Origin of the sequence: Actinoalloteichus caeruleus DSM 43889 (assembly GCF_000429185.2) — a bacterium.
In the GTDB taxonomy this organism is placed as follows: Bacteria; Actinomycetota; Actinomycetes; order Mycobacteriales; family Pseudonocardiaceae; genus Actinoalloteichus_B; species Actinoalloteichus_B caeruleus.
The window spans coordinates 3,000,781-3,019,109 of sequence record NZ_AUBJ02000001.1 but is presented as its reverse complement, the minus strand read 5'-3'; the positions used below and the strand labels follow the sequence as shown (position 1 = coordinate 3,019,109).

Here is an 18,329-nt window from a genome sequence, read left to right as displayed (position 1 = left end):
GATGGCCCGGGACCACCCGAGCGGGGGATTCCCCAGCACGACAGCGGTTCCCGTCCCGCCACTCCCTCGTCCGGGTCCGCCCGACGCGGAAGGAACGGAGGCACCCGGCACGGTCCAGCCGCGCGACGCCGCCGCAGGCCGCCCCACGCCGCGAGGCGGGCGGACGATCCACCGGACCCCGACTCGTCCATCGAGGGGGCCCGCCACGTGTGACACCCTTTGCCGGTGGCACCCAGACAGTCAGCCGGCCGGAGGACCAGCGGCTTTCCCCTGCTGATCGTGTCGCTCGCGGTGATCGCCGTGGTGCTCGGAGCGCTCGTCGGCGCTCTCGGGCGGAGCTGGTACGCGGGGGACGACGAGGGCGAGGCGCCAGCGGGCGAGGCCACCTCGCCGGTCGAACCCCCCGCACCGGACGGCCCGGTCCGGGTCGAGCTGACCCCCGACGCGCGGGCACATCCGGATCACGAGGCGATCCTCGCTCTCGTGAGCGCCCACTTCGAGTCCATCAACGCGCGTGACTACGGCTCGTGGGCGACAACGGTGGTGGAACGCCGGGTCCGCGACACCTCCGAGGAGGACTGGCTCAGCAGGTACCGGTCGACCCGAGACGACCACGTCGTCGTCCACCGCGTCGAACAGGGCCCCGAGGACAGCCTGCGGGTTCTGATGACCTTCGTCAGCGGTCAGGACCTCGCCGACGCCCCACCCGAGATGCCCGCCGAGTGCGTCCACTGGCGGGTGGTGTACCCGCTGGTCGTGGAGGGCGGCGAGCTGCGCCTCGACAGCGGCCGCCCGGGGAGTTCGAGCCCGGGCGCCTGCGGCTGAGCACGGCGACGAGGCGGACGGGCGCGGTCGTGGTCCCGCCGCTCGCGGCGGACGGTGGAAGGGGATCCCCACGGCAAGGAGATGGGTCCGGCGGGGGATCCCGGTGCGCTGACCCCCGTGAGCGCGCCGAGACGGGGGCGTGGTCGGCCGAGTTCCCCGACACCCCACGGCCGCGCGCGGGACGGCCATGCGGAGGGCGGGCGCGCACCGGGACGGCCCGGGCATCGCCCCACCCACCCACGAACGCGGAGGGCGGCTCACCGGCACGGCCGTACCGGGGCCGACGAACCCCGCGCGGCGGTCAGAGCGGGATGTTCCCGTGCCGGCCGCGTGCGGCGGGTGCCGCCGCCAACGCCTCGGCGACCCGACGTCGGGTCTGGGAGGGCTCGATCACCTCGTCGACGACCCCGATCGCCATCGCGCGGTTCACGCCGCCGGCGATCCGCTCGTGTTCCACGGCGAGCCGCTCGTGCAGCTCCTCGCGGTCCTCCTCCGCCGCGGCGGCCAGCGCCTTGCGGTGGAGGATGCCCACCGCCGCCTTCGCGCCCATCACCGCGACCTCGGCCTCCGGCCAGGCGAAGACGGTGTTGGCGCCCAGCGACCGGGCGTTCATCGCGATGTAGGCACCCCCGTACGCCTTCCTGGTCACCAGGGTCACCCGGGGGACGACCGCCTCCCCGAAGGCGTGCAGCAGCTTCGCGCCGCGCCGCACCACGCCGTCCCACTCCTGGCCCACGCCGGGCAGGTAGCCGGGCACGTCGACCAGCACCAGCAGCGGGATGCCGAACGAGTCGCACATCCGCACGAAACGGGACGCCTTCTCCGCGCTCAGCGAGTCCAGGCAGCCGCCCCGCCGCAGCGGGTTGTTGGCGATGACGCCGACCGACCGCTGACCCAACCGGCCCAGCCCGACGACGATGTTGGGCGCCCACTTGGCCTGGAGCTCCTCGAAGGAGGTGCCCACCACGCCCTCGTCGTCCTCCTCGGTGTCGAGGATGGCGCGGACCAGGGGACGCACGTCGTAAGCCCGCTTCGCCTGCTCGGGCAGCAGCGCCCGGAGGTCGGCCTCCTCCCGCACCGACTCCGGGTCGTGCACCCCCGGGCGGGAGAACAGGCCGGTCAGGCGCCGGGCCCGACGGTAGGCGTCCGGCTCGTCGTTCGCGACGACGTGCACCACGCCGGACTTCTTCCCGTGCGCCTCCGGACCGCCGAGCGCCTCCATGTCGATCCGCTCGCCGGTCACGCTGCGGACCACGTCCGGGCCGGTGACGAACACGCGGCCGGCCGGCGCCATGATCACCACGTCGGTCAGGGCCGGGCCGTAGGCGGCGCCGCCCGCCGCCGGGCCGAGCACGACCGAGATCTGCGGCACCTTGCCGGAGGCGCGGATCATCGCCGCGAACACCTGCCCAACGGCGTCGAGGGCCTCGACACCCTCGGCCAGCCGCGCTCCGCCGGAGTGCCACAGCCCGATGACGGGGCACCCCTCCTCGAGCGCGGTGTCGATGGCGTCCACGATGCGCTGGCACCCCTCGGTGCCCATCGCGCCGCCCATCCTGGCCGCGTCGGTGCAGTAGGTGATCACGTCGACCCCGTCGATCCGACCGCGGGCGGTGAACACGCCGCTGGCGTCGCGGGTCGTGATCGGTGCCAGCGTGCCGGCGTCGAGGAGCTGCGACAACCGCAGTTCCGGGTCCCTCGGGTCCGAGTCGGCGGCGGGAACCACCGGCTCCGGACGAGCTGCCAGGGCGGTCATCGAATCTCCTCGCGACAGGTGTTGGGGCTCGACGCCCCGACACGACGGGTGATCACGGGGTGAACGCGAGTGCCACGTTGTGCCCGCCGAACCCGAAGGAGTCGTTCACGGCGGCCGTCAGGCCCGCCTTCCTCGGTTCGTCGGCCACGACGTCGAGCTGGACCTTGGGGTCGAGGTCCTCGAGGTTGAGCGTCTGGGGGATGACCTCGTGGTGCAGCGACAGCACGGTCACGATCGCCTCGACGGCACCCGCCGCGCCCAACATGTGCCCGAGCGCGGACTTCGGGGCGGTGACCACGGGGTGTTCGCCGATCGCCGACCGGATCGCGGCGGCCTCGGCCACGTCGCCGACCGGGGTGGAGGTCGCGTGGGCGTTGACGTGCCCCACGTCCTCCGGGCTGAGACCGGCGGTGCGGATCGCCTTGCGGATCGCCCTGGCCGCGCCCTCACCCGTGGGTTCCGGGCCGGTGATGTGGTGGGCGTCGGCGCTGGTACCGATGCCGGCCAGCCGCCCGTAGACCTTCGCGCCCCTCGCGGCCGCGAACTCGGCCCGCTCGAGGACCATCATCCCGGCGCCCTCACCGAGCACGAACCCGTCCCGACCGGTGTCGAAGGGCCGCGACGCCCGCTCCGGCTCGTCGTTGCGGGTGCTCATCGTCCGCGCCTGGGCGAAGCCCGCGACCGGCAGTGCCGTGATCACGGCCTCCGCGCCACCGGCGACGACGACGTCCACCTCACCGGCCACCAGCATCCGGTACGCCCAGGCGATGGCCTCGGCGCCGGAGGCGCAGGCCGACACCGGGGCGTGCACGCCGCCCTTGGAACCGAGCTCCAGGCCGACCCAGGCGGCCGGGCCGTTCGGCATGAGCATCGGGACGGTCAGCGGGGACACCTTGCGCAGCCCCGCCGTCTCCAGCAGGTCGTCCTGCGCGAGCAGGGTGCTGGCCCCGCCGATCCCGGTGCCCACGACCACGCCGAGGCGCTCGGGGTCCAGCTCGGGGGCGCCGGCGTCGGACCACGCCTCGCGGGCCGCGACGACGGCGACCTGCTCACAGCGGTCCCAGCGGCGGGCCTCCACCCTGGCGAGCACGTCGGTCGGCTCGACGGCCAGCGAGGCCGCGATCCGAACCGGCAGGTCGAACCGCTCCGGCCAGTCCGCGTTGATGGGTCCCACCCCGCTGCGGCCGGCCAGCAGGGCGTCCCAGGTCGACGCGACGTCCCCGCCGAGCGGGGTCGTCGCGCCGAGCCCGGTCACGACCACCTCGGGAGAGGTCATGCGTTGTTGGCGATGTAGTTCACCGCATCGCCGACGGTCTTCAGGTTGGCCAGCTCGTCATCCGGGATCTTCACCCCGAACTTGTCCTCGGCCTGGACGGCCACCTCGACCATCGACAGCGAGTCGACGTCCAGGTCGTCGACGAACGACTTGTCCAAGTCGACGTCGTTGGCCTCCACACCCGCAACCTCGACGAGGATGTCGACGAGACCCTTCTGGATGTCCTCGTTCGCCACTGGCGTTGTCCTTCCTGCTTGCTTTTCCGCTGGTCGGGCGCTCGGGTGGCCCGACTCGGCTGTCCGTGGTGTGCGGTGACCCGCACGGAGAACGGGGCGGTGCGCCCCGGCGGGACTCACCGGCCGCGGGGCGCCCGGCGCGTCGTCGGAGGAACCCGCCTCACGGGCAGACCACCACCTGGCTGGCGTAGGACAGGCCCGCGCCGAAGCCGACGAGCAACATGACGTCGCCCTTGCTCAGTTCCCCCGCGGACCGCATGTGGTCGATCGCGATGGGGATGGAGGCGGCGGAGGTGTTCCCGGTGTGCTGGATGTCCTTGGCCACCACCAGGTCCTCCCGTGCGCCCTTCGACCGCAGGCGCTTGGCGATCGCGTCGACGATGCGCGCGTTCGCCTGGTGCGGGACCAGCGCATCGATGTCGGACAGCTGGAGCCCCGCCGCCTCGACCGCGCGCTCGGCGACCGGCGCCACCTGGGTGGTCGCCCAGCGGAACACCGACTGCCCCTCCTGGAAGATGTACCGGCCCTCACGCAGGTAGATCAGGTGCGACAGGTCACCCGCGCTGCCCCAGGACACCGGGCCGATCATCGGCTCGTCCGCCGGGCCCACCACGGCCGCGCCCGCGCCGTCGGCGAAGATGATGGCGTTCGCGCGGTCGTCCCAGTCCACCCAGTCCGTGAACCGCTCGGCGCCGATGACCAGCACCCGGCGGGCGGAGCCGCCGCGGACGAGGTCGGAGGCCGTGTTCACGGCGTAGCTGAAGCCGGCGCAGGCCGCGTTCAGGTCGAAGGCCGCTCCCGCCTTGATGCCGATCGCGTCGGCGGTCTGGGCGGCGGCGTTCGGGATCGGACCGGGCATCGTGCAGGTCGCGAAGACGACGGCGTCGAGGTCGGAGGGCGACAGACCGGCGTCGGCGATCGCCTTGGAACCCGCCTCGATCGCCATCGTCACCAACGACTGGTCCGGGTCCGCCAGCTTTCGGCTGACGATGCCGACCCGTTCGCGGATCCACTCGTCGGAGGTGTCGAGTCGTTTCGTCAGATCGTGGTTGGTGACGACCCGGTTCCCGGTGCTGCTGCCGAAGCCGAGGAGGCGGGTGCCGACCGGTCCGGTGCGCAGACTCAGCCGTGGACGTTGTTTGGTCACGCGTTACCACCAGAGAGGTCGGTGTGATGGTCGTGGATGAAGGCGGCCACCCGGTCCAGGTGGTCCGGCGTCTTCAACGGCAGGGTGGGGAGCTTGTGTTCCCGCTTGACCAGCCCGGCGAGCGTGCCGGCCGGCGGCAGCTCCACCACCGCCGCCACTCCCAGGTCCACCAGCGTGGCCATGCACGAGTACCAGTCCACCGGACGGGTCACCTGCGCGACGAGCCGGGACATCATGTCCGCGCCGCTCTCCACCGGGCGGCCGTCGGCGTTCGACAACAGGGGCGTCACCGGGTCGGACACCGACAGGGCCTCGACCCGGAGCCGCAGGGCCTCCTCGGCGGGCGCCATGAAGCGGGTGTGGAAGGCGCCGGCGACGGCCAGCGGGCGGACCCGGGCACCCGAAGGGGGTTCGGAGGCCAGTTCCTGCAACGCGGAGATCTTGCCCGCCGCCACGATCTGGCCGGTCGCGTTGTGGTTCGCCGCGTCGAGGCTGAGTTCGGCCAGGGCGGAGAGGACCTCGTCGCGGTCCCCGCCGAGCACGGCGGACATCCCGGTGGGTTCCAGGGCGCACGCACCGGCCATCTCCCGGCCCCGCACGGCGGCCAGCTCGACGGCGTCCGCCGGCGAGAGCACCCCGGCGGCGGCCGCCGCCGCGAGTTCGCCCACCGAGTGGCCGGCGACGGGCACGCCGGGCGGCAGGTCCACGCGACGCCGCAGCTCCTCCAGCGCCAGCAGTGACAACGCCACGATCAGCGGCTGGGTGATGGCCGTGTCCTTGATCTCGTCGGCGTCCGCCTCCGTGCCCAGCCGGACGAGGTCGAGGCCGGTCGCCTCCGACCAGGCCTCGATCCGGTCACGGGCACCGTCCAGTTCCAGCCACGGCGAGAGCATGCCGGGGGCCTGGGAGCCCTGTCCCGGAGCGAGGAGCGCGATCACGTCATTCACTGAACACGGCACGCCCGGGCGGCTGGGATGCCGGGGGAGACGAAGTCCGTCCCGCGATGTTGTGGAATACCTACAACCCCTCCGTCCTCCCTGGGAGGGGAGCCGGGGGAGGTGACTCAGGGGTGACAGGGGTCACGCCCTGGGGTCCTGGGCTGGGGTCGGTTCGGACCGCCGCCGGGCGTCCGCGCCACCACGGCAGCGCGCCAGGGGATCCCGGCCGCCCCGGCCCGGTGCGCCGGCTCCGCGCGCGACGGCCAGCGGCACCAGGGCTTCTGGTCCCCACCCGGCGTGGCGCCTCGGACGGGCGGGCGAACGGCGGGGTCGGGTGGGCCGGCCGGCGGGCACGGCTCTGGTCGTGATCTCCGTCCGTAGGGTGACGGCATGCGGAGAATCGGTGACACGGACCTGGTGGTGCACCCGCTGAACCTGGGCGGGAACGTGTTCGGCTGGACGGCCGACGAGCGGCGTTCGTTCGAGGTGCTCGACGCCTACGTGGCGGCGGGCGGGAACTTCGTGGACACCGCCGACGTGTACTCGGCGTGGATACCCGGTCACGAGGGGGGAGAGTCGGAGCGGGTCCTCGGTAGCTGGATGACGTCCCGGGGCAACCGCGACGACCTGGTCATCGCCACCAAGGTGGGCATGTGGTCGGAACGTCCCGGCCTCTCGGCGGCGAACATCCGCGCGGCGGCGGAGGACTCGCTCCGCCGGCTGGGCACCGACCGGATCGACCTCTACTACGCGCATGTCGACGACCAGGAGACGCCGCTGGAGGAGACGCTGACCGCGTTCGACGAGCTCGTCCGGGCCGGCAAGGTGCGCCACATCGCCGCGTCCAACCACACGGCGGACCGGCTGGCGGAGGCGCTGCGGATCTCCGACGAGTCGGGACTCGCCCGGTACGTCGCGCTCCAGCCGCACTACAACCTGGTGGAGCGGTCGGGTTTCGAGGGGGAGCTGGAGGCGCTGGCGCGGCGGGAGGGGCTGGCGGTGTTCCCCTACTTCTCCCTCGCCAAGGGTTTCCTCACCGGCCGGTACCGGTCCGCGTCGGGGCAGGAGCACTCCAGCCCGAGGGCGTCCGGGGCGCTCGCCTACCTCGACGAACGGGGGGAGCGGGTCCTGGCCGAGCTGGACCGCGTCGCCGCGGACCGGGGTGTCCCCGTCGCAGCAGTGTCCTTGGCGTGGTTGGTGGCCCAACCCACCGTCACCTCGGCGTTGGCCAGTGCCCGGACGGCCGGGCAGCTCGCCGAGCTGCTGCCGTTGGCCGACGTCGAGCTGAGCGAGGACGAGGTGGCCGCGCTCACCAGCGCCTCGTCCTGAGCCCGGTTCGGGCTGGCTGCCGGGGTTGTGCCGCCGTCCAGGTTCGCGCACCGACCGGGGTAGCGGCCGGTGGGGGCGGTCGCCCGGGTGCCCCACCGCCCCGGCCCGGGCGCCCGGTCGGGCGCCGCGTCGGAGCGACGGGAGGCTCGTCGTGGAGCGCGGCTCGTCGTGGAGCGCGGTTCCCGGCCCGGTGCCGGTGCGGGGCGTCGGCGAGGCACCAGGTCACCCCGGCGTTCGTGTCAGCGGTTCGCGCGGGGGCCGGGCTGGCCGGGTGGAGGACGTCGATCAGCCGTCCGTGGTCCCGTCGCGCGGCTGGTGCGGCCGTCCGCGCCTCGGGGTCGGGTCACCAGAGCCCCCGCGCCTGGGCCAGCCGTCCCACCTTCAACGCGACCTGGAGCACGAGCGAGTCGCGGGGGTCCGCCGGGTTGTAGCCGGTGACCTCGCTGATCCGGCGGAGCCGGTAGCGGACCGTGTTGGGGTGGACGAACAGCGCGCGTGCGCAGCTCTCCAGCACGCCACCGACCTCCAGGTACGCCTCCACGGTGTCGAGGAGCCCGCCGCTGCTGTCCACGAGCGGCAGCATCACCTGTTCGACCAGCTGCCGTTCGGCCTCCGGATCGCCGGCGAGGGCCCGTTCCGGCAGCAGCTCGATCGACCGGACGGGGCGGGGAGCTGAGGGCCAGGCCACCACGGCGCGCAGCCCGGACAGCGCGTCGTCGGCCGACCGGTGCGCCTCGGCGAGGCTGTCAGTCGTCGGGCCGGCCACCACCGGACCCTCACCGAAGGCCTCACTGATCCGGGGCAGCACCGCGTCGGCGTCGGCCTCGTCGATCGTCCCACCCAGGACCACGACGAGGCGGGAGCCCTGCACGCCCAGCAGGGCCGGCCGCCCCAACCGGGCCGCCCGGCTCCGCACCTCGTACAGGACCTCCTGCGGATCGGTGGACGGCGGGTTGCCGACGAGCACGGTCGCCGCGACCGGCTGGTCCCAGCCCAGCGCGGACGCCCGGGAGAGCAGCGACTCCTCGGCGTCGCCCCGGACGATGCCGTCCACGATCAACGCCTCCAGCCGGGCGTCCCAGGCGCCCCTGGCCTCGGCGGCGGCCGCGTAGGAGGTCGCGGCGGAGAACGCGATCTCGCGGCCGAAGCGGAGGATCGCGTCGGTGAGGACGGCCTTCTCCTCGGCGTTGCCGGCGAACTCCGGCAACCGCTTCTCGAAGGTGTCGATCGCGGTGCGCACCAGCTCCACCGTCTGCCGCAGGCTCATCCAGCGGGACAGGTCGCGGGGAGCCGCGCGGAACGCCTCGGTGCTCAGTCGGAGGGCCGCGTCGGGGCTGCGGAGCCACTCGAGGAAACCGGACACCCCGATCTGGGTGATCAGGAGCACGCTGGCGCGTTGGTCGGCGGGCAGCCGTCGGAACCACGGGAGCTTCCGCTCCATGGCGGTGACGCTGGCGGTGGCCAGTTCCCCGGAGGCGTACTCCAGGCTCCGCATCGTCTTCCCGGACATTCCGGACGCGGAGTGCCCGGGGTCGTCGGCCGTGCGCATAACGGCCAGAATCCCACGTCGCCGGTGACCGCTGCGGCAGGGGCATCGCGGACCCGGTCCTCCCCGAGGTGGGGCCGGGGTGACGATGACGCGATGGACCTTCGACTCGGTGCCGACACCGACGGCGTCGTGCTGCGTGGCTGGCGGATCGACGACCTCCCGGCGTCGCGGGGGTGGCGGTCCGCCGACGCCGGGGGACGCCGAGCGGTGGGTCGACCGGCGCGCCGGGTGGCCGAGCGGACCCGGCGGCGAGACCGACGCCCCGGAGCGGTCTCGTGGTGGCCGGTGGCGGCACCGACCAGCTCCTCGGCCAGGTCAGCTGGTACCGGGAGTGCGAGTTGACGGACTGGCGTCGGCTCGGTCCGCTGCTCTTCGACGAGACGAGCTGGGTCCGGGGGTGCGGTACGACCGCCCTGCGGCTGTGGACCGACTACCTCTTCGCCGCGACCGACGCGCTCCGCCTCGACTACGCCACCTACTCGGGCAACCCCGGCACGATCCGGGTGGGCCAGCGGTTGGGGCTACCGGGAGGAGCGCCGCCCGTGGCGGGACCGGCGGTGGGCGGGCTGGGTCACGACGCGGTGATCACGGGTGTGCTCCGGGAGGAGTGGACCGAGCGGTGGGGCGGTGCCGGGACCGCTGGCTGAGCGGGCGGCGGGAGGACGGTTCACCCAGGGGGAGTGCCCTGTCGCGTCGTCGCCGACCCACCTCCCGCCCCTGGTGGCGCGCTGACCGGGTGGTGGTGGACTTCTCCCGTCGTGCCCGATGGTCCCGCTCCCGATCCTGGTGTTCCGCAGCGCGCCCGGCGGCTGGCCCGGCCTGGTCCACTCGTCCCCGTCCTGGTGGCAGGGACGGAGGATGCCCGCCGTCCTCGCGTCCCCGTCGCGGCGCGCACGTCGACCCGTGGCCGCGGTCACGGGGGACCGTGGAATATCGGAGGCGCGGCACGGGTTCGAGATGCCGAGCAGAGTGCGCTCCGGGGCTCGGTGGAATTCCGAACCGGCGGTGAGAGTCCGCGACCCGGCGTCGCCGTGCGACCAGCACGGGATGCCGGTTGATCCGGTGGGATTCCGGAACCGACGGTGACAGTCCGGATGGGAGGCAGCGCACGCGGGCGGGTGTCGTCGTGCCATCGGCGTGCCCGCGTCGCGTCGTGCCGACCGCCGGGGACGGCCGTAGGAGGACGCGTGAACGTTCTGGTGGAGCACCAGCTGACGCTGTTCGGGCAGCAGGTCTCGTGGGCGGAGCTGATCGGGCAGCTGTGCGCGCTGGCGGTGGTGTACCTGGCGCAGCGGCGGACGTTGTGGACCTGGCCGGTCCAGGTGGCGGCCACGGTGCTGCTCTTCAGCGTCTACCTGTCGGCGCAGCTCGGTGGCCTGGCCGTCCGCCAGGTGGTGATCCTGCTGATCTCGGTCTACGGCTGGTGGGCGTGGACCAGGCGCCGGGACCCGGTCTACGGGGTGACGGTCCGCTCGGCCACCGGTGTGGAACGGGTCGTGCTGGCCCTCGCCATGGTCGGCGGCACGGCGGCCGTCGCGTTGCTGCTCGACGCGCTCGACGCCTCGTGGGCGCCCTGGCCCGACGCCTGGATCTTCGTCGGCACCGTGGTCGCCTTCGCCGCGCAGGGCCGAGGGCTCACCGAGTTCTGGCTGGTCTGGTTGGCGGTCGACGCGGTCGGTGTCCCGCTCCAGTTCGCGTCGGGGCTCTGGTTCAGCGCACTGGTCTACGTGGTCTTCGCGGTGTTGGTCGTGCGCGGTTGGCTGAGCTGGCGGCGCAGCGCGTCCGCGATCGAGCGGAGCGAGACCTCCCCGGCGGCGTCCGGCTGAGCGTCCCGCCGCCGCGGGTGATGCGCGCGGACCCCACCCTGGCGGACCGGGCTGGGGTCCGGAGTGACGTCCTCCGAGGGTGCGCGGGCGCGTGTGCTCGGCGGTGCCGCCCGCCCGCCGGCGGCACCCACCGACCCAACCCGGGATGTGATGCCGGTCTCACCTGAGTGGTGGGTGGCGGGTCAGGCACAGCGTGTGGTGCGCGTCAAGTCTTGACCCGAACCCCGTGGTTTGGTGGCTTTGCTCCGTGATCGTCCCAGCGCGCGGTCACGGAGAGGAGAGCACATCGTGCGGATCCCGACACGGAGAACCCAGGTCCGTTCCCTCAGCGCCACCGTGGCGGTGGCGGCCACCCTCGCCCTGGCCGGAGTCAGTCCGGCCGCGGCCCAGGACACCGGCGGCGACACCGGTGTGGACGGCACGCCCCGCACCGGCTTCGAGCTGTCCGGTGGTGAGCGGTGGACCACCCTCGACGAGGAGACCGCCTTCCTCGACACCGTCGTCGCCACCAGCGACCGCGCCGAGCTGGACGTCCTGGCCACGACCGAGCAGGGCCGGCCGATCCGCCTCGTCCGCATCGGGGACCCGGTGCCGGAGGCGGGCCGGGGCGGCACCCAGGGGCGGGTGTCCGTCCTCCTGCTCTGCCTCCAGCACGGCAACGAGCCCTCCGGACGGGAGGCCTGCCTGACGACGGTCCGAGACCTCGCGCTCAGCGACGACCCGGCCGTCGAACGGCTGCTGAGCACCGCCTCCGTCCTGGTGATGCCCACCGCGAACCCCGACGGACGTGCCGCCAACACCCGGGGGAACGGCGACGGCGTCGACATCAACCGCGACCACCTGGCCCTGGAGACGGGGGAGGCGCGCACCATCGCGGCCGTCCTGCGGGACCACCAGCCCGACATCGTCTACGACCTCCACGAGTACGGCCCCACCCCGCCCTACTACGACCGGGACTTCCTCTCCCTCTGGCCCCGCAACCTCAACGCCCACCCGGACGTGCGGGCGCTCGCCGAGGAGCTGTCCGAGGACTACGTCCGCCCCCGGGTGGAGACCGACGGCTTCTCCAGCGGCGTCTACGGCCTGTGGACCGACCCGGAGACCGGCGAGCCGATCCGGCAGGTCGCCGGCGACGGCCAGGAGCGGATCCTCCGCAACGCGGCGGGGGTGAAGAACGCCGTCGGGCTGCTCGTGGAGACCCGGACCAGGGCGTTGACCGAGGAGGAGCTGGCCGACCCCGCCCTGAACAACCGCCGGCGCGTCGACTCCCAGCTGTCCGGGATCGACGGCGCGTTCGAGTTCGTCCTCGAACGGGGTGCCCGAGCGGCCGCGACGGTGGGCATGGCGCGTAACCTGGGCATCGCCAACCGAGGCCCGGTCTACTTCGGTGGTGCGGACAACGAGGAACCCGCGCCGGAGGAGATCGAGCGCGACCGCATCTGTGGGTACCGGCTCACCTCGGAACAGCTCGCTGAACACGGTGAGGTGCTCCAACTCCACGGCCTCCGGGTCCGGCAGGACTCGGACGGCGCGGTGGTTCCGCTCGCACAGCAACTCCGGAATCTCGTTCCGCTGCTGCTCGACGAGCGTGCCGACTTCTCTCTCACCGTGGGAGAACCCCTGAGCCGCTGCTGACGGCACCACCTCGGCGGACGACGACGCCTGCCGGTCGGGAGCACTGACGAGCTCCCGACCGGTGCGCCACGCCTCGCGGCCCGGTTGGCGGGACGACGGCCAGTACGGCAGGAGACTGGCCCTGGGGCACACGGGAGGCGAGATCGTGACCGACGAGCAGCTGCGTGACTTTCTCGACCGACAGGACCTGGTCGGACTCCAGCGCTGGTTGCGGGAGCAACCCCCGCACGAGATCGCGGCCGAACTGTCCAGGCTGGACACCGCCGAGATGGCGGTCCCGTTCCGGCTGCTGGACAAGGAACGTGCCCTCGACGTCTTCGAGGAACTCGATCCGGTCCACCAGCAGGAGGTGCTGACCGGGCTCCGGGACAGCGCTGCCCGCGAGCTGGTGGAGGGGATGGACCCCGACGACCGCGCCCGCCTGATCGACGAGGTGCCGGCGAAGGTCGCGAAGAAGGTGCTCGCCGGGCTGAGCTTCCGCGAGCGGCAGATGACGGCGGCCCTGCTCGGCTACCCGGAGAACTCCGTCGGCCGGGTGATGACGCCCGAGGTCGTCGCGCTGCACCGCACCCTCGACGTCTCCGAGGCGCTGCGCGTAGTCCGGACCAAGGGCCGCTCGGCGGAGACCGTCTACACGCTGCCCGTGGTGGACGACGGCCGTTACCTCATCGGCGTCATCTCACTGCGGAGCCTGGTCACCGGGCACCCCGAGCAACGGATCGACGACCTCACCGACGTGGAGGTGCCCACCGCCGCGGCCACCGATGAGGCCGAGGCCGCCGCCCGGCTGATGCAGGAGGCGAACCTGCTGGCCCTGCCGGTGGTGGACAGCGAGAACCGGCTGCTGGGGCTGCTCACCTTCGACGACGCGTTGGAGGTCATCGAGGCGGCCGACACCGAGGACGTCGAACGGCAGGCCGGTGCCAGCCCGCTGGGCCAGCCCTACCTGTCGGCCAGCGTCGTCAAGCTCGCCCGGTCCCGGGTCGTGTGGCTGCTGTTGCTCATCGTCGCGGCGACCCTCACCGTCAACGTCCTCCAGTACTTCGAGGACAACCTCGCCGAGGTCACCGCGCTGGCCCTGTTCATCCCGCTCATCACCGGCAGCGGCGGCAACGCCGGCTCCCAGTCGGCGACCTCGATCGTCCGGGCGATCGCCGTCGGCGACGTGCGGCTGGGCGACCTGCCCAAGGTGGTGTGGCGGGAGGGCCGGGTGGGCCTGCTCCTCGGTGTCGCGCTCGCCCTCATCGGTCTGCTGATCGGCGGGTTGCTCGTGGGCTTCGACCTCGCCGCGGTCGTCGCGGTGTCCCTGGTGGTGGTGTGCACCTGGGCGGCGATCGTGGGCGGGAGCATGCCCCTGCTCGCGAAGAAGCTCGGGGTGGACCCGGCGGTGGTCAGCGCCCCGATGGTCACCACCCTGGTCGACGCCACCGGGCTGATCATCTACTTCATGACCGCGCGCGTGGTGCTCGGGCTCTGATCGTCCTCACGGGAGAGTGAGGACGACGGGCCCGTCGTCGGTCACCGCGACGGTGTGTTCGACGTGGGCGGCGCGGGAACCGTCGGCGGTGCGCAGCGCCCACCCGTCCGCGTCCGTGGTGTGGTCGTGGGAACCACCGGCGGTGAACATCGGTTCGATCGCCAGCACCAGACCGGGCCGCAGCAGGGGACCGTGCCCGCGCGTCCCGTCGTTCGGCAGGTGCGGGGCCTCGTGCAACGCGCGACCGACGCCGTGCCCGCCGAAGTCCCGCAGGATGCCGTACCCGGCCTTCCGACCGATCGCCCCGATCGCGGCCGAGATGTCGCCGAGCCGCCCGTCCACCCGGGCCGCCAGGATCCCGGCCTCCATCGCACGGGTGGTGTTGTCGATGAGTTCGAGGTCCTCGGGGCGGGCCTCGCCGACGACGAGGCTGATCGCCGAGTCACCGTGCCAGCCGTCGAGCACCGCCCCGCAGTCGACGCTGAGCAGGTCGCCCTCGGCGAGCCGGGAGCGGTCCGGGATGCCGTGCACGATGACGTCGTTCACCGAGGTGCAGATGGAGCCGGGGAACGGGGTGGGGGCGAAGTGCGGGCGGTAGCCGAGGAAGGACGGCTGGGCGCCGGCGTCCCTGATCATGGTGTGCGCGATCGCGTCGAGTTCCAGCAGGTGCACCCCCGGCTGGACGTGCTGGCGGACGGCGGCGAGCGCCCTGGCCACCACCCGGCCGGCCTCCCGCATGGCCTCCAGTTCGCCGGGTGTCTTCAGCTCGACCACGTTCTCCCCGTTCCTCGTCGCCAGGCGAACAGTAGTACCGGTACCGCCGAGGCGCGGAGGGCGTCCGCCGTTCGGACGGGGTGGTCGAGCGCGCGGGTGGCTGGGCCGCGTGCCGATCGGGGCGGGGCGGGTCGCGGAGCGGGCGCCACCGCCGGTGGGGCATGGGGCGGTCCGGGGTCGGTCGCATCGTCGTGATCGCCTTCCGCGTCGGGTCGGCGGCCGGCGACCCGGCCCGGTCTGCCTCGGACGTCGGCCGGGGGCGGTGCCCCGCTGGCCGGCTCCCGGCGGCGATCACGGGACCAGGGGGTGGAGGCCGGGCCGCCGCCCGGAGGGCGCTCCCGCCCCACCGCTGGGCGTCCGGGCCGGGAATCGGGTGCGGCGGCCCTCCGGAGCCCGGGGTGGACGGGACTCGTGGGAGTCGGGGAGGTGCTCCGAGCGGCCTCGCGCCGGACCAGCTGGTGCGCGGCACCCGGCCAACCGGGGTGGGGGCCGGACAGCGCTGACTGCGTTCCCGCTACCGGCCCGCCGAGCCCCGGGCGGTCGAGGGTCGGGTGGTCGAAGGGGTCGTTGAGGGGGGTGGTCGTTGAGGACTCGGGCGAGGTCGACACGGCGTGGGGCCGCCGCCGAAGCGCGGCGGCCCCGAGGACGGCTCGATCAGCGCAGTGCGTGGCCCGCCTTCACGGCGGCCAGGAACTGGCCGTACTGGGTGGCGGTGAGGGTCAGGATGCCGCCGGAGGGGTTCTTGGAGTCCCGGATGGCCGCTCCGCGTGGATCGGTCGCGATCTCCACGCACGCGCTCTTGTTGGTGCTCCGGGAGGATTTCCGCCAGTGGTGGCCGTCGGTCGTCCGGGATGTCTGCTCGGCGGTGGCGGACAGGGGGCGGGTGGTGGCGGCGGAGAGGACGGCCATGGCGGGCTCCTGATCGGTTTCCTGCTGACAACGCCGTCAGCAGGGGGCAGGGATTTTAACACCCTCTGTGTTACCAGAGTGTTACCGCCAGTTACCAGTATCTATAGAGTGAGATCGTCGTCCGACGGCCCGCGTCATCCCTGGGGACGCGGGTCGGGTGGAGCGGCTGTCGTTCGACTCCTCGACCACCGACCCCGTGGCCACGCCCAGCGGAGCGGCGACGAGGTGACCCGTTCCGCCGGCACGGGACGTGGTCGCAGTGCCGGCGGAGCCGGGAACCCGGTCAGGGCCGCTACTCCCACCACCCCGCCGCCGGCACGGAGGTCGACGACGAGTCGGTGCCGGGCGCGGGTGCCCCGGCGGGCGGCCCTGGCCCGTGATCGGGATCAGTCTTTCCCGGTGTCCGGGCCGGAGGTCGGCTCGTCACCGTCGAGCCAGCGGTTCAGGTTCGCCACGTGGGCCAACTCCGCCTCCACCCGGCGACGTTCCTCCTCGCCGAGCGGGATCGTCCGCAGCGTCGCCATCGCGTCCTCCGCCTCCTCGCGCGACTCCAACGCGACCAGTGCTTCCACCAGGGTGGCCAGGGCGAGCGCCCGCTCCACCGGCGGGGCCTGGTCGCCGTGCCGGCGAAGCCAGGACCGCAGGGCCCGCACGGCGGCCTGGTCGTCGTTCTTGAACTCGCGGAAGTTCCGCACGTTGTCCAACACCCTGGCCAGCCCGGTCAGCTTCTTCGAGCCGCCGTACTCCAGTTCCTCCGGCTCGTCGCGCTGGATGAAGATGAGCGAGTTCCCGGTGGGGTCGACCAGGGTGAACCGGGTCGCGCCCGGCCGGTAGCGGGTGATCCTCGGCCGCCCCTTCGCGAGCACCTTCCCGTAGGCCTGGCGCATGGCCTGGGTGATGGCCGCGTGGTACGGGGCCACCGAGTCGACCATGACCAGGCAACCGCCGGCGTCCTCCCGGGCGGGGTCGGTGCCGGGCGGCGCGGAACCGAAGTGCACCACCACGCCGCCCCAGTTCATCGCCAGGTAGACGTAGGGCTTGGTCTGCCGGAAGGTGACGGTGAAGCCGATCGCCTCGTAGAAGTCCGCCGTCTCGTCCACGGAGACGCAGGGCAGTGTCGGCACCATCGTCTCGGTGGGTCGTGTCGTCGTCTCGGTCACTCTCGTCCGCCTTCCGCTCGTGGCCCAGGGGCGAGCCGGCGGCCAGTCTGGCCTGCCAGGGTGCCGTCGCGCACATAGAGAGTCCATTGAGGACTGACGAGCGGGGAGGATGCGGCGCCGGAGGCGTCGCGTTGCCGCTCGTTCGCGGCGGGAGCCGAGGAGGCGCGGGGGCGGCAGAGCGGGGAGGCGGGCCCGGCCGTGGCCACCACGTCCGCGCACGCGGGCGGCCGCCGTTCGCCTGCCGGGTGCTCGCCTTTCCCCGTCAGCGTCGGAGGGCGGCGAGGAAGCTCCGGAACTGGGTGTGGGTGAGCAGGAGGGCGGGGCCGCCGGGGTTCTTGGAGTCTCGGATGGCGGCCCAGTCGGTGCCGGTGGCGATCTCCACGCACGCGCCGTTGTTGGCGCTGTGGCTGGACTTCCGCCAGCGGGCGGTGAGGAGGTGGGGAGGGTTCATGTGGGCTGCCGCCCTTCCTGGTGTGGATGGGGACGCGGCTGCGGGATGTCGTCGGCGACGAAGGCTCGCCCCTACCGGTGCCTCCCCGGCTTCGGGCGATCGCGAGTGGGCGGCGTCGCCGGGTGGGCAGGACGGGACGGCTCCCGGTGCTGGGGAGGCAGGAGGAAAGCTCATGACCCGCGCCGCTGTCGGCGGGGCGGGCAGTGTGGGCCGCTTTCCTGCTGTTGTCGACGCCGAGCTTCGGTCAGCTGTTCTTGAGGGAGCGGAGGAAGTTCCGGTACTGGGTGGGGCCGAGAAGGAGTGCGCCGCCGTCCGGGTTCTTGGAGTCGCGGATGGCGGCCCAGCCGGTGCCGGTGGCGATCTCGACGCACATGCCGTTGTTGGTGCTGTGACTGGACTTCCGCCACCGTGCGGTCGAGAGCTGGGGAGTGGTCATGGGGCTGCCGTCCTTCCTGCGGGGAATGGCGACGCGCTGCGGTGTGTCGTTGGCGAGGAACGCTCGCCCCTGCTGCTGCTTTCGCGGCTGCGAGGGATCGCGAGCGGGCGGCTCCCGACGCGAGGGCGGTTCGGCCGGCGACGCTGGGGGAGTAGCACGAGACTCAGTCTCCAGCGCCCCCGCGCGGGTTGGGGTCAGGAGCGGTGCGGGCGGGCTTTCCCGCCGCTGCTGAAGCCAGGCCTTGGTCAGATGTTCTGGAGGGAGCGGACGAAGTCCTGGTAGCGGGCATGGTCGAGGAGGAGCATGCCACCCTCCGGGTTCTTGGAGTCGCGGATGGCGGCCCAGCCGGTGCCGGTGGCGATCTCGACGCAGTTCCCGTTGTTGGTGCTGTGGCTGGACTTCCGCCAGCATGCGGTGGGGAGCTGGAGGGGATGCATGTCGGCTGCCGTCCTTCCTGCTGCGAGACCGGCCTCGTCAGCGGGATGCCGCTAACGCGACCGTGGCTTCGCCGTTCGGGGCGCGGTGCGGGCAGGGCACATCCCAGTGTGCGGCAGCAGGACCGCCGCCGGGAAGCCCGTATCGTGCGTTCTCGGTCGCGCTCCTGC

The 18,329-nt window shown here is 73.1% G+C and carries 18 protein-coding genes and 1 riboswitch; of the genes, 6 read left to right on the top strand and 12 right to left on the bottom strand.

Translation table 11 applies throughout. The features are described from left to right. Positions 1–225 precede the first annotated feature (225 nt). Positions 226–825, top strand: coding sequence for a hypothetical protein (locus G443_RS11325; protein ID WP_155886003.1), 600 nt, complete (start codon positions 226–228; stop codon positions 823–825). 301 nt (positions 826–1,126) lie between these two features. Here G443_RS11325 and G443_RS11320 read toward each other — a convergent pair whose 3' ends face one another. From G443_RS11320 to G443_RS11300, 5 genes are all read right to left on the bottom strand, one after another. Then, positions 1,127–2,581 (bottom strand): acyl-CoA carboxylase subunit beta, encoded by a 1,455-nt coding sequence (locus G443_RS11320; protein ID WP_026417081.1) that lies wholly within the window; start codon positions 2,579–2,581, stop codon positions 1,127–1,129. A gap of 52 nt (positions 2,582–2,633) precedes the next feature. Further along, positions 2,634–3,857, bottom strand: a complete 1,224-nt coding sequence (locus G443_RS11315) for a beta-ketoacyl-[acyl-carrier-protein] synthase family protein (protein WP_026417080.1) — start codon at positions 3,855–3,857, stop codon at positions 2,634–2,636. Next, positions 3,854–4,093 (bottom strand): acyl carrier protein, encoded by a 240-nt coding sequence (locus tag G443_RS11310; protein WP_026417079.1) that lies wholly within the window; start codon positions 4,091–4,093, stop codon positions 3,854–3,856. The genes G443_RS11315 and G443_RS11310 overlap by 4 nt, the downstream gene beginning before the upstream one ends. 160 nt (positions 4,094–4,253) lie before the next feature. Further along, positions 4,254–5,240 (bottom strand): beta-ketoacyl-ACP synthase III, encoded by a 987-nt coding sequence (locus tag G443_RS11305; RefSeq protein ID WP_026417078.1) that lies wholly within the window; start codon positions 5,238–5,240, stop codon positions 4,254–4,256. Further along, on the bottom strand, positions 5,237–6,187 hold the full coding sequence (locus G443_RS11300; protein ID WP_026417077.1) for an ACP S-malonyltransferase: 951 nt from the start codon (positions 6,185–6,187) through the stop codon (positions 5,237–5,239). Before G443_RS11300 ends, G443_RS11305 begins: the two co-directional genes overlap by 4 nt. A gap of 381 nt (positions 6,188–6,568) precedes the next feature. Here G443_RS11300 and G443_RS11295 point away from each other — a divergent pair, with 381 nt between their 5' ends. Beyond that, entirely contained in the window at positions 6,569–7,507 is a 939-nt protein-coding gene (locus G443_RS11295) for an aldo/keto reductase (protein WP_026417076.1), read from the top strand. Between the two features lie 343 nt (positions 7,508–7,850). Here G443_RS11295 and G443_RS11290 read toward each other — a convergent pair whose 3' ends face one another. Then, on the bottom strand, positions 7,851–9,056 hold the full coding sequence (locus G443_RS11290) for a PucR family transcriptional regulator (RefSeq protein ID WP_051313240.1): 1,206 nt from the start codon (positions 9,054–9,056) through the stop codon (positions 7,851–7,853). A gap of 275 nt (positions 9,057–9,331) precedes the next feature. Between G443_RS11290 and G443_RS11285 the strand changes: the two genes are divergently transcribed. From G443_RS11285 to mgtE, 4 genes are all read left to right on the top strand, one after another. Next, positions 9,332–9,703: a GNAT family N-acetyltransferase gene (locus G443_RS11285; protein ID WP_051313238.1), complete on the top strand. Its 372-nt coding sequence runs from the start codon at positions 9,332–9,334 to the stop codon at positions 9,701–9,703. A gap of 321 nt (positions 9,704–10,024) precedes the next feature. After that, positions 10,025–10,167: riboswitch (FMN riboswitch) on the top strand. A gap of 76 nt (positions 10,168–10,243) precedes the next feature. Beyond that, entirely contained in the window at positions 10,244–10,882 is a 639-nt protein-coding gene (locus G443_RS11280; RefSeq protein WP_026417074.1) for a nicotinamide mononucleotide transporter family protein, read from the top strand. 288 nt (positions 10,883–11,170) lie between these two features. Next, positions 11,171–12,517, top strand: coding sequence for a M14 family metallopeptidase (locus G443_RS11275; protein WP_026417073.1), 1,347 nt, complete (start codon positions 11,171–11,173; stop codon positions 12,515–12,517). Positions 12,518–12,662: 145 nt separating this feature from the next. Then, complete coding sequence (gene mgtE, locus G443_RS11270; protein ID WP_026417072.1) at positions 12,663–13,994, top strand: magnesium transporter; 1,332 nt, start codon at positions 12,663–12,665, stop codon at positions 13,992–13,994. Positions 13,995–14,000: 6 nt separating this feature from the next. Here mgtE and map read toward each other — a convergent pair whose 3' ends face one another. The 6 genes from map to G443_RS11240 all read right to left on the bottom strand — a co-directional run bounded on the left by map (position 14,001) and on the right by G443_RS11240 (position 18,161). Continuing rightward, on the bottom strand, positions 14,001–14,768 hold the full coding sequence (map, locus tag G443_RS11265) for a type I methionyl aminopeptidase (RefSeq protein ID WP_026417071.1): 768 nt from the start codon (positions 14,766–14,768) through the stop codon (positions 14,001–14,003). 654 nt (positions 14,769–15,422) lie between these two features. Then, complete coding sequence (locus G443_RS11260) at positions 15,423–15,677, bottom strand: DUF397 domain-containing protein (protein ID WP_081715172.1); 255 nt, start codon at positions 15,675–15,677, stop codon at positions 15,423–15,425. Between the two features lie 386 nt (positions 15,678–16,063). After that, on the bottom strand, positions 16,064–16,837 hold the full coding sequence (locus G443_RS11255; protein ID WP_035291244.1) for a DUF8817 family protein: 774 nt from the start codon (positions 16,835–16,837) through the stop codon (positions 16,064–16,066). Between the two features lie 262 nt (positions 16,838–17,099). Then, positions 17,100–17,288 (bottom strand): DUF397 domain-containing protein, encoded by a 189-nt coding sequence (locus G443_RS11250; RefSeq protein ID WP_026417069.1) that lies wholly within the window; start codon positions 17,286–17,288, stop codon positions 17,100–17,102. A gap of 244 nt (positions 17,289–17,532) precedes the next feature. Next, positions 17,533–17,724: a DUF397 domain-containing protein gene (locus G443_RS11245; protein ID WP_026417068.1), complete on the bottom strand. Its 192-nt coding sequence runs from the start codon at positions 17,722–17,724 to the stop codon at positions 17,533–17,535. A gap of 245 nt (positions 17,725–17,969) precedes the next feature. Further along, a complete protein-coding gene (locus tag G443_RS11240) occupies positions 17,970–18,161 on the bottom strand; it encodes a DUF397 domain-containing protein (RefSeq protein ID WP_026417067.1) in 192 nt (63 codons plus the stop codon). Positions 18,162–18,329: the final 168 nt, after the last annotated feature.

Bases quoted from the DNA above. Each gene is read 5' to 3' on its own strand.
- G443_RS11295 (WP_026417076.1), top strand. From the start codon at position 6,569: ATGCGGAGAATCGGTGACACGGACCTGGTGGTGCACCCGCTGAACCTG.
- G443_RS11245 (WP_026417068.1), bottom strand. From the start codon at position 17,724: ATGACCACTCCCCAGCTCTCGACCGCACGGTGGCGGAAGTCCAGTCAC.
- G443_RS11250 (WP_026417069.1), bottom strand. From the start codon at position 17,288: ATGAACCCTCCCCACCTCCTCACCGCCCGCTGGCGGAAGTCCAGCCAC.
- G443_RS11240 (WP_026417067.1), bottom strand. From the start codon at position 18,161: ATGCATCCCCTCCAGCTCCCCACCGCATGCTGGCGGAAGTCCAGCCAC.
- G443_RS11315 (WP_026417080.1), bottom strand. From the start codon at position 3,857: ATGACCTCTCCCGAGGTGGTCGTGACCGGGCTCGGCGCGACGACCCCG.
- G443_RS11320 (WP_026417081.1), bottom strand. From the start codon at position 2,581: ATGACCGCCCTGGCAGCTCGTCCGGAGCCGGTGGTTCCCGCCGCCGAC.
- G443_RS11290 (WP_051313240.1), bottom strand. From the start codon at position 9,056: ATGCGCACGGCCGACGACCCCGGGCACTCCGCGTCCGGAATGTCCGGG.
- G443_RS11260 (WP_081715172.1), bottom strand. From the start codon at position 15,677: ATGGCCGTCCTCTCCGCCGCCACCACCCGCCCCCTGTCCGCCACCGCC.